The sequence below is a fragment of the Haloarcula mannanilytica genome (assembly GCF_005406125.1).
Classification (GTDB): Archaea; Halobacteriota; Halobacteria; order Halobacteriales; family Haloarculaceae; genus Haloarcula; species Haloarcula mannanilytica.
Window position 1 is genome coordinate 144,060 of record NZ_BIXZ01000005.1, and the last position, 15,788, is coordinate 159,847.

General features: G+C 66.0%; 18 protein-coding genes. 10 read left to right on the forward strand and 8 right to left on the reverse strand.

The features are described 5' to 3' along the window. The first annotated feature begins 177 nt into the window (after positions 1-177). Entirely contained in the window at positions 178-1,149 is a 972-nt protein-coding gene (locus tag Harman_RS14470) for a C-terminal binding protein (RefSeq protein WP_137684488.1), read from the forward strand. A 22-nt stretch (positions 1,150-1,171) separates the two neighbouring features. Here Harman_RS14470 and Harman_RS14475 read toward each other — a convergent pair whose 3' ends face one another. Then, on the reverse strand, positions 1,172-2,095 hold the full coding sequence (locus tag Harman_RS14475) for a thiamine-phosphate synthase family protein (protein ID WP_137684489.1): 924 nt from the start codon (positions 2,093-2,095) through the stop codon (positions 1,172-1,174). 164 nt (positions 2,096-2,259) lie between these two features. On the opposite strand from Harman_RS14475, the gene tenA reads away from it, so the two are divergent. From tenA to Harman_RS14495, 5 genes are all read left to right on the forward strand, one after another. Beyond that, entirely contained in the window at positions 2,260-2,919 is a 660-nt protein-coding gene (gene tenA / locus Harman_RS14480; RefSeq protein WP_137684490.1) for a thiaminase II, read from the forward strand. Continuing rightward, positions 2,916-3,677, forward strand: a complete 762-nt coding sequence (locus tag Harman_RS14485; protein ID WP_137684491.1) for a TenA family protein — start codon at positions 2,916-2,918, stop codon at positions 3,675-3,677. Before tenA ends, Harman_RS14485 begins: the two co-directional genes overlap by 4 nt. Next, positions 3,678-5,186, forward strand: coding sequence for a sodium:solute symporter family transporter (locus Harman_RS14490; RefSeq protein ID WP_137684492.1), 1,509 nt, complete (start codon positions 3,678-3,680; stop codon positions 5,184-5,186). Then, positions 5,183-5,311: a hypothetical protein gene (locus Harman_RS22000; protein WP_268812807.1), complete on the forward strand. Its 129-nt coding sequence runs from the start codon at positions 5,183-5,185 to the stop codon at positions 5,309-5,311. The genes Harman_RS14490 and Harman_RS22000 overlap by 4 nt, the downstream gene beginning before the upstream one ends. A gap of 85 nt (positions 5,312-5,396) precedes the next feature. After that, the gene (locus tag Harman_RS14495; protein ID WP_137684493.1) at positions 5,397-5,792 is read left to right on the forward strand and encodes a universal stress protein; all 396 of its coding nucleotides are present in this window, start codon (positions 5,397-5,399) and stop codon (positions 5,790-5,792) included. 56 nt (positions 5,793-5,848) lie between these two features. Here the strand turns inward: Harman_RS14495 and psmB are convergent, their stop codons facing one another. The 3 genes from psmB to pth2 all read right to left on the reverse strand — a co-directional run bounded on the left by psmB (position 5,849) and on the right by pth2 (position 7,682). Then, positions 5,849-6,541 carry an archaeal proteasome endopeptidase complex subunit beta gene (psmB, locus tag Harman_RS14500; RefSeq protein WP_137684494.1) on the reverse strand — a complete coding sequence of 231 codons (693 nt, stop codon included), beginning with the start codon at positions 6,539-6,541 and terminating at the stop codon, positions 5,849-5,851. After that, on the reverse strand, positions 6,541-7,275 hold the full coding sequence (psmA, locus tag Harman_RS14505) for an archaeal proteasome endopeptidase complex subunit alpha (RefSeq protein ID WP_137684495.1): 735 nt from the start codon (positions 7,273-7,275) through the stop codon (positions 6,541-6,543). The genes psmB and psmA overlap by 1 nt, the downstream gene beginning before the upstream one ends. Positions 7,276-7,343: 68 nt before the next feature. Then, positions 7,344-7,682 (reverse strand): peptidyl-tRNA hydrolase Pth2, encoded by a 339-nt coding sequence (pth2, locus tag Harman_RS14510; RefSeq protein ID WP_137684496.1) that lies wholly within the window; start codon positions 7,680-7,682, stop codon positions 7,344-7,346. Between the two features lie 405 nt (positions 7,683-8,087). Between pth2 and Harman_RS21595 the strand changes: the two genes are divergently transcribed. From Harman_RS21595 to Harman_RS14530, 4 genes are all read left to right on the forward strand, one after another. After that, on the forward strand, positions 8,088-9,458 hold the full coding sequence (locus Harman_RS21595) for a hypothetical protein (protein WP_200830906.1): 1,371 nt from the start codon (positions 8,088-8,090) through the stop codon (positions 9,456-9,458). Positions 9,459-9,540: 82 nt separating this feature from the next. Continuing rightward, positions 9,541-10,128, forward strand: a complete 588-nt coding sequence (dcd, locus tag Harman_RS14520; protein ID WP_137684497.1) for a dCTP deaminase — start codon at positions 9,541-9,543, stop codon at positions 10,126-10,128. Between the two features lie 159 nt (positions 10,129-10,287). Further along, entirely contained in the window at positions 10,288-11,184 is an 897-nt protein-coding gene (locus Harman_RS14525; protein ID WP_137684498.1) for a thiamine-phosphate synthase family protein, read from the forward strand. Further along, the gene (locus Harman_RS14530; protein ID WP_137684499.1) at positions 11,181-11,831 is read left to right on the forward strand and encodes a class I SAM-dependent methyltransferase; all 651 of its coding nucleotides are present in this window, start codon (positions 11,181-11,183) and stop codon (positions 11,829-11,831) included. The genes Harman_RS14525 and Harman_RS14530 overlap by 4 nt, the downstream gene beginning before the upstream one ends. A 17-nt stretch (positions 11,832-11,848) precedes the next feature. Here the strand turns inward: Harman_RS14530 and Harman_RS14535 are convergent, their stop codons facing one another. The 4 genes from Harman_RS14535 to Harman_RS14550 all read right to left on the reverse strand — a co-directional run bounded on the left by Harman_RS14535 (position 11,849) and on the right by Harman_RS14550 (position 15,660). After that, positions 11,849-13,114, reverse strand: coding sequence for a glycosyltransferase family 87 protein (locus tag Harman_RS14535; RefSeq protein ID WP_137684500.1), 1,266 nt, complete (start codon positions 13,112-13,114; stop codon positions 11,849-11,851). Positions 13,115-13,232: 118 nt separating this feature from the next. Then, positions 13,233-13,997, reverse strand: a complete 765-nt coding sequence (locus Harman_RS14540) for a DUF7001 family protein (protein ID WP_137684501.1) — start codon at positions 13,995-13,997, stop codon at positions 13,233-13,235. Between the two features lie 106 nt (positions 13,998-14,103). Beyond that, positions 14,104-14,592 (reverse strand): HTH domain-containing protein, encoded by a 489-nt coding sequence (locus tag Harman_RS14545; RefSeq protein WP_137684502.1) that lies wholly within the window; start codon positions 14,590-14,592, stop codon positions 14,104-14,106. A 132-nt stretch (positions 14,593-14,724) separates the two neighbouring features. Continuing rightward, entirely contained in the window at positions 14,725-15,660 is a 936-nt protein-coding gene (locus tag Harman_RS14550) for a sulfide-dependent adenosine diphosphate thiazole synthase (protein ID WP_137684503.1), read from the reverse strand. Positions 15,661-15,788: the final 128 nt, after the last annotated feature.

Here is a 15,788-nt window from a genome sequence, read left to right on the forward strand (position 1 = left end):
GTCCGCGCGAAAATATCATAAATGTTTGCTGATATTTTGTCACGTCCGCGTCGCTCGCTGCTGGGTGGCGAAGGTACGACACGGCCGGACAGCGGCGAGGAGTCACACGACCGGACTTCGGTACCCAACATCGATAGTGACAGATGATTTTATTTCGAGCCCGCGGCAAGGCAGTGTATGTCACACAGAGTCGTCGTCTCCGACACCAAGGTGATGGACGAGGAGACGCGGGCGGCGGTACTGAACGCGGTCGACGCGACCGTCGAAACGACAGGGGCCAAAGAGCCGGCGGCTGTTGCCCGCGCAGTCGAAGGCGCGGATGCGCTGATCGTCGATGCCGGCACGCAGGTCACGGCCGAAGTCATCGATACCGCGGACTCGCTGGAAGTGGTGGGTCGGGCCGGCATCGGCGTTGACAACATCGACGTGTGGGCGGCGGCCGACGCCGGCATAACGGTCGTCAACGTCCCCGACTACTCCGTCGATGAGGTGTCGACACACGCGTTCGCGCTCATGCTCGCCTGCCTGCGGAAGATACCCACGTTCGACCGGTCGGTCAAGAGCGGCGAGTGGGAGTGGTCGGTCGGACAGCCGATGCACCGCCTCGCTGGCAGTACGGTGGGCCTCGTCGCATTCGGCAAGCTCGCCAGGCGGTTCGCCGCGAAGCTCCGGGGCTTCGACGTTGATGTCGTCGCCTACGACCCGTACGTGCCCAAGTACCGGATGGGTGACCTGGGTGTCGAGTCAGTTACGTTCGAGACGCTGCTGGCCGATTCCGACATCGTCTCCTTGCACGCGCCGCTGACCGACGAGACGCGTGGGCTTATCGACGCGGACGCACTCAACCGAATGGCCGACGACGCGCTGCTCGTGAACACGGCCAGGGGCGGGCTCGTCGACGAGACGGCGCTGTACGACGCGCTCGTCAGCGGCGACCTCGGCGGGGCCGGGCTGGACGTGCGCGAGTCGGAGCCGCCGGGAGAATCGTCGCTACACGACCTCGATAGCGTCGTCTGTAGCCCCCACGTCGCGTGGTATTCCGAGGAATCCAGGGTCGAACTGACACAGACCGTCGCCGAAGATGTGGTCCGGGTGCTGCGCGGCAAAGAACCGGCAAACCCCATCGACCCCGAGACCGGGTGGTTCTGACGGGTGCAGCAGTTGAGACGATTTAGGTGGCGGCTGCGTCGAGCAGCTCCACCGCGAGTTCGGCGGCCTCGACCGCCGTCTCGCCGAAGACGTACGTTATCGGCTCGATGCCGAACGCACCGCTGTGGTAGATAACGCGGGGCACGTCGCCGCGGTCCCGAAAGGCCGCTTCGAGTCGCTCGTCCCGGTCCTCGTAGCCGGCGTCGAACTCCAGCGGCTCGATGCCTCGCTCGTGGGCGGCATCCAGAAGCGCCTCGTCGGTCGCCAGATTGAGCGCCGCCCGGCGCGAGGGGGTGACGGCCATCGCGGCCAGTATCGTCCGTGCAACGTGTTCCGACGCGCCGAACTCGGGGTTCGACGGGACGTTGACCCGCCCCCGCAGGTCGTGAATCCGGCCGGGGACCGCCGCCACGTCGAGCGCGTCCTCGGCGTCGGGCAGCGCCATCCCGACGTTCATCCCCACGTTCGGAATGGCGGCGACGACGGCAGCACTGTCCGCCAGCAGTCGGGTCGCTCGCCGGACCGACGACAGCACGGCCCGCTCCTCTAGCACCGCGGTGTCCGTCCCCCGAACGCAGAGGTCACAGCCCATCCCCTGGAGCGCCGGCATCTCCTCCTCGTGGACCGCACAGATCGGCCCCCGGTCCTCGAACTCCCGGACCAGGGCGAGCAGTTCGCCCAGCACCGCGTACTCGTCCATCTCATCCGCGGCCAGTCCCTCAGCGATGCGCTCGATGGTCTGTTGCATACGGGCGTCCTCCCGGAACCGCTCCTCGACGGTGACCGACCCGCTGGCGTACTTGCTCACCGCGGCCTGGGTCACCCCGAGCTGATCGGCGATCTCCTGCTGGGTCCACCCCTTTTCGTCGAGTTCTGTGGCGAGCATCGCCCGGGCCGTCGGGAGGAACCGCTCGACCACGATTTCGCTCGGCAACTGCAGTGTCATTGCCGGGAGTGAGGGCCGTGGTTCGCTTAGCAATTGGGACTGCTCGGCGGGAGCCGTGAGCGCGTCGTGGACGGCCGAACCACCCGGCCCCGCCCGCCGCACCGGCTACAACTTAGTTATATTAGTAGCATATAATACGGCGGACCGTGTTGTGTCGACCAGCAATGGCGTTCAGCGACCACCTGCTCGACATCGGCGAGGACATCTGGGCGGCACAGAAGGCGCATCCGTTCGTCACCGAACTGGCCAACGGAACGCTCGACGCGGCGGCGTTCAAGCACTGGGTGAAACAGGACTACCGGTACCTACAGGATTACGCGCGGCTGTTCGCGCTCGCCGGCGCGACGGCGCGCGACGAGTCGACGATGACGCACCTGCTCGGGGTCGCCCACCAGGTGCTTGAGACCGAGATGGACCTCCACCGGGAGTTCGCGGCGGACTACGGCATCTCCGAGTCGGAACTGGAGTCAACCGAGAAGGCCCCGACCTGTCTCGCGTACACGAACTTCCTCGTCCGGACGGCCTACGAGGGCCACGAGGCGGAGATCGCCGCGGCGCTGTACCCCTGCATGCAGGGCTACCTCGACATCGCTGAGCACATGGCCGACCTGGCCGACGACGAGCACCGGTACACGCCGTTCATCGAGATGTACACGGGCGAGGAGTTCCGCGAGGCGACCGAGTGGTGTCGGGCGTACGTCGACCGCTGTGGCGAGCGCTATCCCGGCCAACACGACGCGATGGAAGATGCGTTCCTGACGAGCGCGAAGCTCGAACACCGGTTCTGGGAGATGGCCTACACGCGGGAGGGGTGGGAACTATGACGGCCGAGACGTACGAATCCTACGCCGACCGCGTCACCGACCCCCGATTCACCGACTGGCTCCGCGAGCGGAGTCAGCCGGACTGGGACGCCGCCGTCGAGCATCGCTTCGTCGAGGAACTCGGGGCCGGCACGCTCGACGAGGACGCCTTCGCCGCGTATCTGGTGCAGGACTACGCCTTCGTCGACGAACTCGTCGGGACCTTCGGCCACGCGGTCGGACAGGCCCCGGATATGGCTGCCAAGCGTCGGCTCGTCGAATTCCTCGATACCGTGACCGACGAGGAAGACGACTACTTCGAGCGGTCGTTCACCGCGCTGGGCGTCTCGGAGTCCCGCTGGCAGGACCCCGAGCCGACGGAGACGACGGCGGCGTTCGTCGACCTGTTGGGGCGGGCCGCCCGGGAGGGCGGCTACGCCGAGACGCTTTCCGTACTCGTCCCCGCCGAGTGGATATACGAGTCCTGGGCGACGGCGGCCGCCGAGCGCCACGGCGATCCGGACAGCGACGGGCCGCCAAGCGCTGGGATGGGACTGCCCTTTTACTTCGGCGAGTGGGTGGACCTCCACGCCGTCGACTCCTTCGTCGCGTTCGTCGACTGGCTGCGGCGCGAACTCGATGCCGTCGGTCCGGCGCTCTCGCCCCGGCGGGAAGCCCGCGTGGCGTCGCTGTTCGACCGGACGGTCGCGCTCGAACGGCAGTTCTTCGAGACGGCCTACGAGGAATCCCCGGCAGTCGGCAGCGAGGTGAGTCCGTAGATGGTCTCCTCGGCTGTCGTTCTCGGCCTGACCGCGGCGACCGTACTCGTGTTCACCGGCGTCGGCCTGTTCGCCGCTCGCGGTCGCATCGACTCGGTGGAGACATACATCTCGGCCCGAGATTCGGCCGGCAGCGGGACCCTCGCCGCGACGGTCATCGCGTCGATGATGGGCGTCTGGATTCTGCTGAGTCCGGCCGAGGCCGGAGCCGCCTTCGGCGGCCTGCCCGCCGTCCTGGGCTACGCCATCGGAAGCGCGATTCCGCTCCTGTTGTTCATTCCGGTCGGCGCTCGCATCCGCGAGGTGATGCCCGCGGGTCACTCGCTGACGGAGTTCGCCTACGCCCGCTTCGGGTCGGGCATGTACCTGCTCGTCCTGCTGGTCTCGGTGTTCTACATGTTCATCTTCCTCGCCGCGGAGATGACCGGCATCGCCGGCGCGCTCGCACTCGTCGCGGACGTGCCCCTCTGGCAGACCTCGCTGCTCATCGGCGGGTTCGTCCTCGTCTACACGACCTACGGCGGCCTGCTCGCCAGTATCGTCACCGACACCGTCCAGACGCTCGTCATTCTGCCGCTGCTGGCTGTGGGCTTTGCCGGCGCACTCCTTTCGCTGGGCGGCACGAGCGAACTCCACGCGACGGTCGTCTCGGCCGACCCGACGCTGTTAGACCCCGGATTCGGTCCCGGCCTGGAGTTCGGGCTGTACGTCGCCTTCGCCCTGCTGGGCGCGAATATGCTGAACCAGGGCGTCTGGCAGCGGGTGTACGCCGCCGATGGTGAGGGTGCCCTGCGGCGCGGCATGGGCATCGCCGCCGTTGTCGTCGTGCCGATGCTCCTGCTGTCCGGGCTGTTCGGCATCGCCGCCGCGGGGCTTGGACTCACCGAATCCGGCTCCGCGAGCATCGCCTTCTTCCTCGTGGTGGCGGAGGCGTTCCCGACGTGGGTAACCCTCGCCGTCGTCGTGCTGGCCGTCTTGCTGGTGATGAGTTCGGCCGATACGATGTTCAACGCTATCGCCAGCGTCGTCACCGCCGACCTCGCCAGGCTGCTTGAGGACCCCGACCAGCGGACCCTGTGGCTCGGCGGGCGCGGGCTGACCGTCGCCGTCGCCCTCGGCGCAATTTTCATCGGCGCACAGGGGTACAGCGTCCTCCAGTTGTTCCTGACGGCCGACCTGCTTGCCGCCGGCGTCTTCGTGCCGTTCCTCGCCGGCCTCTACACCGAGCGGCTCACCGGTCCCGGAGCGATGGTCGCGGGTATCGCGGGCCTGGTCGTTGGGTTCGCCTACTTCCCGTCGCTGCGCGGGCTGGTCGCAACCGTTCCCGGCGTCGGGAGCATGCTGCCAGCGCCGTCGTTCCTGGTCGCCTTCGCCGGCGCGACGCTCGTCTCAGCCGCGCTCACCGGGATTGCGACGCTGCTCGGCGGGGCCGACGCCGACCTCGACAGCCTCGGGCGGGAGGTCCGCGCGCTCGACGAGCCGATGGCTGACGGGGGGACCGAGCGATGACCCCGCCAGCTATTCTCCCCCTCACCGCGCTCGGGTCGACAGCGTTCGCGGCACTGGCCTGGGGGTCGATTCTGCTCGTCCTCGCCGTCTTCCTCGCTGTCGGCTGGCTCGTCCTGACCGAGTAGTCCGGACGACAGGATACCGCGAACAATATCGCGTGTATTGGTACCATGAAACATACTTATCATGATGGGGTGAGGAGCATCGCGTATGCAGACCTTCGTGCTCGCGACGAACTCCGAGACAGTCAGCGAAACGCTGTGTTCGTATCTGGAAACAGTTCTTGACCCGGACGACAGCGTCTACGCGGTCAACTCACAGCCCGGTGGCGACAGCACACCACAGGAACAGATAGACACCGGGAAAGCCGCCCTCGAAGTCGTCTCGGAGCGACTCGGCGACCAGGTCTCCGTCGAAACCTACCAGATAATCCGCGGTAACAGTCCAGCCGAGGACATCTTCGATATCGCCGAGGAGGTCAATGCCGACGAACTGGTCATCGGCGTCCGCAAGCGCAGCCAGACCGACCGCCTGATATTCGGCAGCGTCGCACAGGACATCATGCGACAGTCTGATTATCCGATGCGAGTCGTGCCGCGGGAGTGAGTAGCCACTAGTCGCTGACAACCGACCGTAAAGAAGCCGAAACCGAGACAGCCGGGTTATTCGGCCGACTCGTAGTCGTCGAAGGCGTCGATTTCGACGCCCTCGTCGGTGATTTCTGCGAGCACGACGCCGTTGCCGGAGCCGGTGTCACGCTCGGCCGCCGCGTTGACGGCGCGAATGGCCAGATTGCGGGCCTCTTCGAGGCTCATCTCGGGGTCGTACTGCCCCTCGATGGTACCCGTCGCGACCATCGTCCCGGAGCCGGTGACGGTGTAGTCGTCCTGGAGCACGCCGCCAGCGGGGTCGACGCTGTAGACGTGGCTGCCCTCTTCGTCGACGCCGCCGACGATGGGGTTGATGGCGAAGTACGGGCCACCGCGGGCGAAGTTGCCCGCCAGCGTTGCCAGTGCGTGAATCGAGAGCGGTTCGTCGCGGCGGACCTCGTAGAGGTCGGCCTCGGCCCGCAGCGAGCGGATGAACGACTGGGCCCCGCCGACGCTGCCGACCAGCGTCATCGCGGCCGTCGGGTGAATCTGCTCGACCTTCTGGACCTGCTTGTTCGAGACGAAGCGGCCGCCCAGCGAGGCGCGCCGGTCCGTCGCGATGATGACGCCGTCTTCCGTCGAGAGGCCGACGGTCGTCGTTCCGGTCTTGACGACGTTCTCCTCGTCGCGGCCACCGTCCTCGTTCGGCAGGTTGCCGACTTCGGGTTCGTAAGCGTCGGTCAGTCGGTTCTCAGGGTCGAACATCAGTTCTCACCTCCGAGTTCGAACTCTTCGAGGCGCTCTGCGATGTCCTCTTCCGAGAGCTTCTGGAACTGCTCGGTCTCCACGTCGATGGTGGCGATGTCGACACCGGTCGCGTCGAGGCCGTCCTCGTTGACTGAGGCCAGCGCCCGGAGCGCGAGTTCGATGCCGCCTTCGAGGTCCATCTCCTCGGTGTACTCGTCTTCGAGGAACGTCTGGATGTCCTCGCGGGAGCCGCCGATGGCGACTGCCTGCCACTCGTAGGGCGTCCCCGAGGGGTCCGTCTCGAAGAGGCGCGGTTCGCCGTCTTCGATGCCGGCCACGAGCAGCGCCACACCGAACGGGCGTGCGCCGCCGGTCTGGGTGTACTGCTGGATGTAGTCCGTGATCTCCTTCGTCAGCGACTCGACGGAGGCCGGCTCGTCGTAGCGCAGGCGGTTGACCTGGGACTGCCGGCGCGCCACGTCGATGAGCTGGCGGGCGTCGGCCACGTGGCCGGCGCTCGCGACGCCGACGTGGGAGTCGATCTCGTGGATCTTCTCGATGCTGTCGCGCTCGATGAGCGGCGACCGGGCGTGGCGGTCCGCGGCGATGACCACGCCGTCCGCCGTGCGGACCCCGACGCTCGCGGTTCCGCGCTTGACGGCTTCTCGTGCGTACTCGACCTGATAGAGGCGTCCGTCCGGGGAGAAGATGGTGATCCCGCGGTCGTAGGCCTGTTGTTCGTTTCCTTGCATGATGTGTGGTGTTGTTGTTCACCTGAGGTTAGGGTTACTCTTATATAACCGTATCGGGGCCGCTGCCCTCAGTACAGCGGCAGGTCGCCGGTGACGCGGTCCACCAGCTCGTCCGCAGCGGGGCCGACGGCGAGTGCCGTGACAGTCCCCGGGTCGAGCTGTGTGTGGCCGGCGTCCCGGACGACCGCATGCGGCAGGCCTTCGCGCTCGGCCACGTCCGCGAGTTCGAACAGCTCGGACTCGCTCGTGGCCTTCAGGACGACTTTCTTCTGCCCCGCGCCCTTCCAGGCTTTGCGGGGCTTCGGGCCGGCGTCCTCGTAGGCCGACAGCGAGGCGTGGGCAACCTGGGCGGCGAGCTTGCCCTCACCCATGCCGATGTCGGCCCGCGCGACGATAGCCTGCTTCATACGATTACATGACTACCCGTACTTAAACGCCCGTCGGACTCCCTCCACGGTTGCACATACCACAGAGTACATACGCCCTGGCCGAGCACACCTCGGAGATGGCCGAAAACGTCTGGATAGCCTTCCCCGGACAGACCGCGGGCCACTCTCTGTGTTGTTGGATTTGACGGCGTCAGGATGACCCTTCGGTGCCGACCATCTCAGTGTACCGCCTATCAGCGAGCACGACAGTACCGACTGAGCGAAACGACCGACGAAAGAGACCCTTACTGTCATAAACCGGTTGATAACGAAAGGTGTTCCATTGTCAGATAGTGGCACGGTTTCGATAAATGTCACGTCAAGAAAATTCGGCGATAGAGCGATGGTCGCACTGGAACCCGCGGAGTCGATGGGAGAGACCAGATGAGTGAGGATGGCGGCGTCGACGTTGCGTTTGTCGGCGTCACGGCCGTGATTACGCTGTTCGTCCTTGGGTCGACTGTCGCCGTCGGCGGTGTCGGACTGTCGCAGGTAACGCAGTCGACGCAGTCGCTTCTGGTCCAGACGGACGACCGGAGTCCGTCCCAGCCGTGTGCCGAGGGCGAAGAACTGCTTGCGAAGTACAACTGGGAGGAAACCAACGACGGATACGGGTTCGTCTTCGAGAAGGGGGCGAACGATACCGTGACGTTCGACGTGATAGCGTACGACGAGGGTCCCTCTGAGGGGCCGACCAACGTCGAGTGGACCTCCCAGGATCCCGTTGATGTCGTAGTCGTGAAGTCCGGCGGCGGCAGCGACATAAACCAGGCCAACGAACTGGACCCGCCCCAGATGTCGGGAACGGTCACATCAGAACAGGGCATCAGCTTCCTGGCTTTCTGTACGGTGCCGTCGACGCCAACGCCGACGGAAGAGCCAACTGAGGAGCCGACTCAGACCCCAACAGAAACGCCGACCGAAACGCCAACTGAGGAACCGACTCAGACGCCAACGGAAACGCCAACTGAGGAGCCGACCGAAGAGCCCACTGAAGAACCCACGGAGGAGCCGACCCCTGAGCCAACTCCGGAACCAACGCCTGAACCTACTCCGGAACCCACGCCTGAGCCGACGCCAGAACCAACGCCTGAACCTACTCCGGAACCCACGCCTGAGCCGACGCCAGAGCCGACTCCTGAACCAACTCCGGAGCCCACTCCCGAACCAACCGAAGAACCGACTCCGGAGCCGACCGAACAGCCGACTCGAACGCCGACGGAAACGCCGACGCAGACACCGGAGGAAACAGTTTACTGGCAGGTCGACTTCGGCCCCGGCGAAGCACCGCCCGATCCGCCGTATTACGGGGAAAACGACCGCGACCTGATGGCCGCGCTGGGGAACTCCGAGGATGGCGTCACGGAGAACCCGTCCGTATTGCACCGGAATCGTGAGGGACAGCTGAAGAACGTCTCTATCACCAATCGGTCGTTCACCTTCGACGACCAAAACAATCCGACGGAGGTCACGGTGGAGTTCACGATTCCGGAGGACGGGGCGAACCGGACGCTCCACCTGGCCGCGTTCACCTTGCCGGGGCCGTTCAACTACTCTGAAGTCCCCGAGCAGGAGCTGCAAACGGTGACAAGCGGCACGTTCACCGCTGGCGAAACGGGGACGCTGACTATCAGCATTCCACAGCCGTCCAGTGGCACGACTGCGGCACTCCAACCGATGTCCGCGCTCACGCTGGTCGGGTTCGGAGGAACGGTCCTGGGAATGGCGGTCATCGGCCGACGACGAGAGCTCTAGCGACCTCCACCCCGCTTGCACCGGTAGTGGTGGCCTCCTGAGAACCGGGAGGTTTACGCCCGCGGCCGCAAACGCCACTTTCATGATACTCTCTGATGCAGATATCCTCCGACGACTGGAACAGGGTGATCTCGTCGTCGAACCGCTCGACGACCCGGACATCCAGATTCAGCCGGCCAGCGTCGACCTCCGGCTCGGTCGGGAGTTCCTGGAGTTCCAGCACGCCAACATCCCCTGTATCCACCCGAACTCCGAGGATGAGGTCGCGGACTACGTCGAGGAAACCGTCGTTGAGGAGGGCGGGGAGTTCATCCTCCACCCCGGCGATTTCGTGCTGGGGACGACCCACGAGCGCGTCGCCATCCCCGACGACCTCATCGCCCATGTCGAAGGGCGGTCATCGCTTGGCCGGCTGGCAATCGTGGTACACGCAACTGCGGGCCTGTGTGACCCGGGGTACGAGGGTCAGATTACGCTCGAACTGTCGAACCTCGGCACTGCACCGGTCGCGCTCACGCCCGGGATGCGAATCTCCCAACTCACGTTCACGGAACTCAAGACGCCCGCCGACCGCCCGTACGGGGCCGAACGCGGCTCGAAGTACCAGGGCCAGTCTGGGCCGCAGGCGAGCAAGATACAGGGAGATAGAGAGTTCGGAGGCGATCAGTGATGCCCGCGACGCGTGGCATTACGGTATCGGTGAGAAACGAGGTTGAGTTCGGAGGCGACCAATGAGTTGGCCGCGAGCACTGCGAGCGGGCCGTGAGTCTCGGCTACGAGCGAGTGAGTTCGGAGGCGACCAATGACCGCCGCGGGGGGGCGGCGATAGATGCGATTCATCGAGGAGATCGTCGTTGATGACTTCCTGCCGACGTTTCGCTCGCTGCTGGCCGACGCCCTCAGAGAGCGCGGACTGACGCAGTCCGAGGTCGCTGACCTGCTGGGAATCAGCCAGAGCGCAGTCTCGAAATACGTCCACGGCGACGTGGCTCGCCACGACGACCTGCTGGCCCATCGCGGCCTGGAAGAACTGGTCAAGCGGCTGGCGGACGGGCTTGCTGACGGCGATATGAGTTCCGTCCAGGCGCTGGTCGAAACGGAGGTGTTCATCCGCGAACTCGAACACGGCGGCGTGCTCGCGCAGCTACACGAGGACGCGGTCCCGGAACTCGAAGGGTACGACGACGAGTTCGCCGTCCACGACCCGGACTCACAGCTCCGGTCGGCCGAGCGGACGCTCGCGTCGGTGCGGCGCGGACTCAGCGTACTCGAAAACACGAGCGGGTTCGCGACGCTCATTCCGGCGGTCGGGTCGAACCTCGTCCAGTGTCTCCCCGACGCCGAGAGCATCGAGGACGTGGCCGCCGTCCCGGGGCGGATTCTCGACGTGAAGGGACGGGCGACCATCCCGGCGGACCCGGAGTTCGGCGTCAGCGAACACGTCGCGTCGTTGTTGCTGGCAGCGCGGACCGCCGGCAGCGATGCCCGCGCGGTGTTGAACGTCCGGTACGACGACACCGTCGTGGCCGCGTTGCGAGATTCTGGCCGGACCGTCGTCGAGTTCGACGCCGAGGAGAGCGTCGAGCCGGCTGTCGCGGCCGCGCTGGCCGACGACCCAGCGGTTGACGTGCTGTATCACACCGGCGCGATGGGTATCGAACCGGTGGTGTACCTGCTCGGGGACGACGCCGTGTCGGTCGCCGAGACGGCGCGAGAAATCCTGTGACCGACGCACAATCGTTTTACGGCCGGTGGGCGCAGGTGTACGATTGGCTGGCGAGTGCGCCCGGCGTGGCGTCCTGGCGCGACCGGACGGCGGATGCGCTGGCGCTCGCACCCGGCGACAACGTCGTCGAGATGGGCTGTGGCACGGGTACGAACGTCCCCCACCTTCGGGAGCGGGTCGGGCCGTCGGGCCGGGTCGTCGGTATCGACGTGACACGGGAAATGCTTGAGCGCGCACGCGAACAGTCCGCACGGACGGGCGAGAGCGTTCACTACGTACAGGCCGACGCCGCCCGACCACCGGTTCGAGAGGCCGACGCCGTGCTGGCGACGTTCGTCGCCGGCATCTTCGAGGACCCCGCGGCGGCTGTGGATGCGTGGTGTGACAGCGTCGTCCCCGGTGGTCGAGTCGCACTGCTGAACTTCCAGCGGAGTCCCAGCGCGCTCGCCGCCCCGTTGAACCTCGCGTTCGAGGGGTTCGTCCGACTTTCGGCACCAGGAACGCGGCTATCGAGGCGGTCACACGCCAGCGCCTTCGAGCGGCGAGTGGCGGCGGCCCGCGAGCGGCTCACCGAGCGGACGGTCGACCGACGCTACGACACCTTCGCCGGGGGGTTCCTCGGGCTGCTGTCGGGAACGGTCACGTAGGCGGGCCGGCGCGTGCGTCAGGCATCGGTCGGGCTGTCGTTACCGGCAGCGACCGGTATCGAGAGGCCATCAGTCTCGACCCGGTAGACCAGACAGCCGACGAGCGTCAGCAGACAGCCATACAGCACGGGTGTCCCGAGGCTGAAAACTGGCCGGAGGGCCGCCGCAACGGCGTCGGCGCGTCCGGCGTTGAGGAATAGCCCCAGGAGTGGCCGAACAGACCGGAACGACAGCGAGAGGGTCGCGACGAGCGTCCCGCCGACGAACAGCCGCCGCCCCCAGCCCCGGGGCAGATGATACAGCAGCGGGACGAGCGGGAACGTCAGGTAGACGTAGTACAGCAACAGCGAGGGGAAAAAGAGCAACATCGCGGTCAGCGTTCCGTAGAGCGCTACGAGGCGGTCGGTGACGCCGGTCGGTCGCCAGTACAGTGCCGCGAGTACGGGCGCGAGCAGGGCTGCCGCACCGACGGCGAACCATGTCGGGTCAGCAGTCGAAAAGAGGACGGACAGCGGCCGGCGGAGCGTCACGTAGCTCACCGTCGGGTCGAGTCCGCCAGCGAAAGCCGCCCCGTCCCGGCGAGGCAGCAGTACATCGAGGACGTACCGCCGGTACGTTGCGGGACCGAACGCGGCCAGTCCCGCCAGTGTGAGCGCAACAGCGGTACCAACCGCCGCGCCGATAGTCCGCCAGGCCCGCCGGCGAAGTAGCCAGAGGCCGACAGCCGCCGGAAACACCTTCACGAGCGCCGGGACGGCGAGGGCGGCCCCAGCGCGCCACTCCCGGTCCCGTACCAGCCAGACCAGCCCTGCGACGAAGGCCGCCACGAGGAGGTGGTTCACCTGTCCGTACGCCAGCGACGGCACGGCGTGGACTGACGCGAGGACGTACGCACCGAGCAGCAGTCGCTCACTCAGGGGGACAGTGTAGCCCAGCGACTCGACATACCGGACCAGCAGGGCCGCCGTGACAGCACTCGCCCCAATCGAGGCAAGCGTCACGGCGGCGTACCCGACGGGCCAGGGACCGAGCGCCGCCAGCGGGACGAACGCGAGCACGGTCACTGGCGGGTAGAGGTAGCGGAGGCCGCTGTCCGGTGTGGCGGCGTAGAAATCTCCGCCGGCCAGGACCGCGCGGGCCGCGGCGTCGTAGACGCGGTAGTTCAGGCCGATGCGCTCCGGACGGACGAGGGCGTAGTGTGCGCCGAGCGCGACGCCCAACAGGAGGGCGGACCCGAGGACGAGACGGACATCGCGCCGACGCGGTGGCGCTGACTGGGACATGTATGCAGGGCAGCTAGCGGAAGCTTACCCGCCACTGACACGACCGGTCACTTCAGCGTACTGGTACGTGACTGGCAGCGGGCGGCCAAACCCGAGGCGAGCCCCGTCCGCTACGCGCTCACTTCACCCGGTACCGCTCGGCATGGGCGGGACAGAACTCGGGATCACAGAGCTGAGCAGCGACGACGCCGGGCTGGCGGTGAGGATTGTGGAGCCGGCAGCTCTCCGCGTCGCAGAACGCCTCCCCGGTGTCGAGGTAGTGGTACGCCTGCAGGACGTACCCCTTGAGGGCGTCGGTCGTTCGCGGGTCGTCCTCGACTAGGAAGTCGCCCTCGACTTCGTTTTCCAGCACTTCCCGGGGCGGCGCACCGCCGGCGAGCAGGGCGTGTTTCTGCTGTTCCTTGTAGTACTGCTCGGGTTTTGCGGGGGCCTCGTACAGCCCCGGAACCGAGACGACCACGGGCTGACCGAGGACGTTCACGCGCTTGTGCCAGCGGCCGTCGTGGTCGCCCCAGGTCCCGACGACACGGTCCAGTAGCGGAACGTGAAGGTGGTCCAGCGACCGCTCGGACTCGGGGATTCGCTCGTGAAGGACCCGCTGGACAGCCAGCCCGTCGTAGATGACGCCGCCGGCCCGTTCGGGCGACTCCAGCGCTCGCTCTTCGTAACGGACGATCCCAAGCATCGTGTTCCCGGTCTCGCGGTCGTACGGCGAGAGCACCCGTGCCTCGGCGAACGACTCCGCCAGTTCCGAGTCGCCGTGCAACGAGAGAAACCGGTCCCGGATGACGACATCGGCGTCGACCCGCGCGTCAAGCCACTCGGCGATGGTATCGGCGTCGGCGACCGTTGTCGGGGCACGGTACAGCGTGACGGACTCCATGATATCTGTCAGTGGTACCGCCGAGTAATACTATTTACGTCTCGGGGACAACGCCGTTCGTGAGCCCCAGAGAACTACAAACGCCGAACCAGTTCCGGCGAGCGCGCTATGTCCCGGATTCGTGCGGGAGTTCGACCGGGTCCGCAGCGAGCGCGTCGATGCAATCGGTGACAGACCACGTGGTTCCGCCGTCACTACACGGGTACACTCCAGCGAGGCCGTCGTCCGCGTACACGGCGACGGCCAGCATCGGGAGCCGCAGCACCTCCGTACTCCTACCGACCAGCAGCGACGAGGTCCGCGTTTCGAAGGGTGGTCGGAGACTCAAGCCCTGTTCGTTCGCCCACTGTTCGTACCGCTCGACGGTCTCCAACACGTCACCGTGGTCACTTTCCTGGGACACCGGGACTTCCTCCGGCCACGTCTGGACATCGAAGTCGTCGATAACTCCCGTTGCGGCCAGTTCCGTGAACCGGTCGATAGCCGTCGTTCGTGGCCCACAGACTGGACGGCGACTCCAGAGCTGGACCGTTATCTCGTCGCCGACTGACTCGTCAGAGCTGTGTTCGTCGCTGCGTTGCATCTCTTCTGACATCGGTTGTCAATCACTAACATAGATTGTCTTCTATTGCTTAATTGTTTGTTTCAGCGCGAAATTACGGCCTGAATAGTCACATAATTTCCGAAAACCTGAACAATTAGAGAGCTGAGTGTGGGCGGAGGGATTTCAGTCGTCAGCAGGGGAGGCCGCGTCACGACTCGTCACGTCGACTGGGTCGGCGTCGACTTCGAGTTCGTCCAGTGCGACCTGTGCGGCGCGTTTGCCGGAGACGAGCATGGCACCGAACGTCGGCCCCATGCGCGGGAGGCCGTAGGTGGTCGCGGTGGCCATGCCGGTGACGATGAGACCGTCGTGGGCGAGACCGGTGTGTTCGACGACGGCGTCCTCGCTCTCACCGACCCACATAGAGTCGTGGCCGGGCGAGTCGTGGCCGGGCGCGCCGTAGGTGTCGTCGTCGGTCTGGTCCATGCCGCTGGCTTCGTCTTCGAGGCCCGGCGCGTTCAGGACGCCGCGCTCGTCGAGTTTCTTGACGGCCATCGCATCGTGACCCGTCGCGTCGATGACGAGATCGGCCTCGACAGCGATGGGATCGACGCAGGTGATCTCCCGAGGCAGCGCGTGGACCGGCGTCCAGTTCATCACGATGCCGCCGACGCGGTGGTCCTCGCGGATGACGATGTCCGTGAACTCCGTCATGTTCTGCATCTTCGCGCCGGCGTCACAGGCGGCCTTGATGAGACCGGAACAGGCTTCGGGTCCGTTGGCGACGTAGAGGCCCTCGCTGTCCTTGGACTGCTTGTGGTCGACATCGAGTTCGTCGAGGACCTGCTGGGCCGGGTCACGGACGGTGACCTTGTTCATCAGGAAGCCGCCGAGCCAGAAGCCCCCGCCGAGGTAGTTGTTCTTCTCGACGACCATTACCTGCACGCCACGCTCGGCGAGTTCCTTCGCGGCCATCAGCCCCGACGGGCCGCCGCCGACGATGATGACATCCGAATCCGAGAAGTCCATGAACTCCTCGGTCCATTCCTGCCCAATCGCGCGTGTGACTTCCGCCTCGCCAACGTCGCTGAACTGTTCGAATGAATCGGAATCGCTCATACCACCTAGTGATATTCGTTGGTGGTACAAAGTCGTTCTGATGCAGTTGTCTCTGTCAGAGTGGGAGATGTTACCTCGGTTGGCGGTGAGATAGCGGTTCTGTCGGTGATTGGAGAAGGGTGACTCCG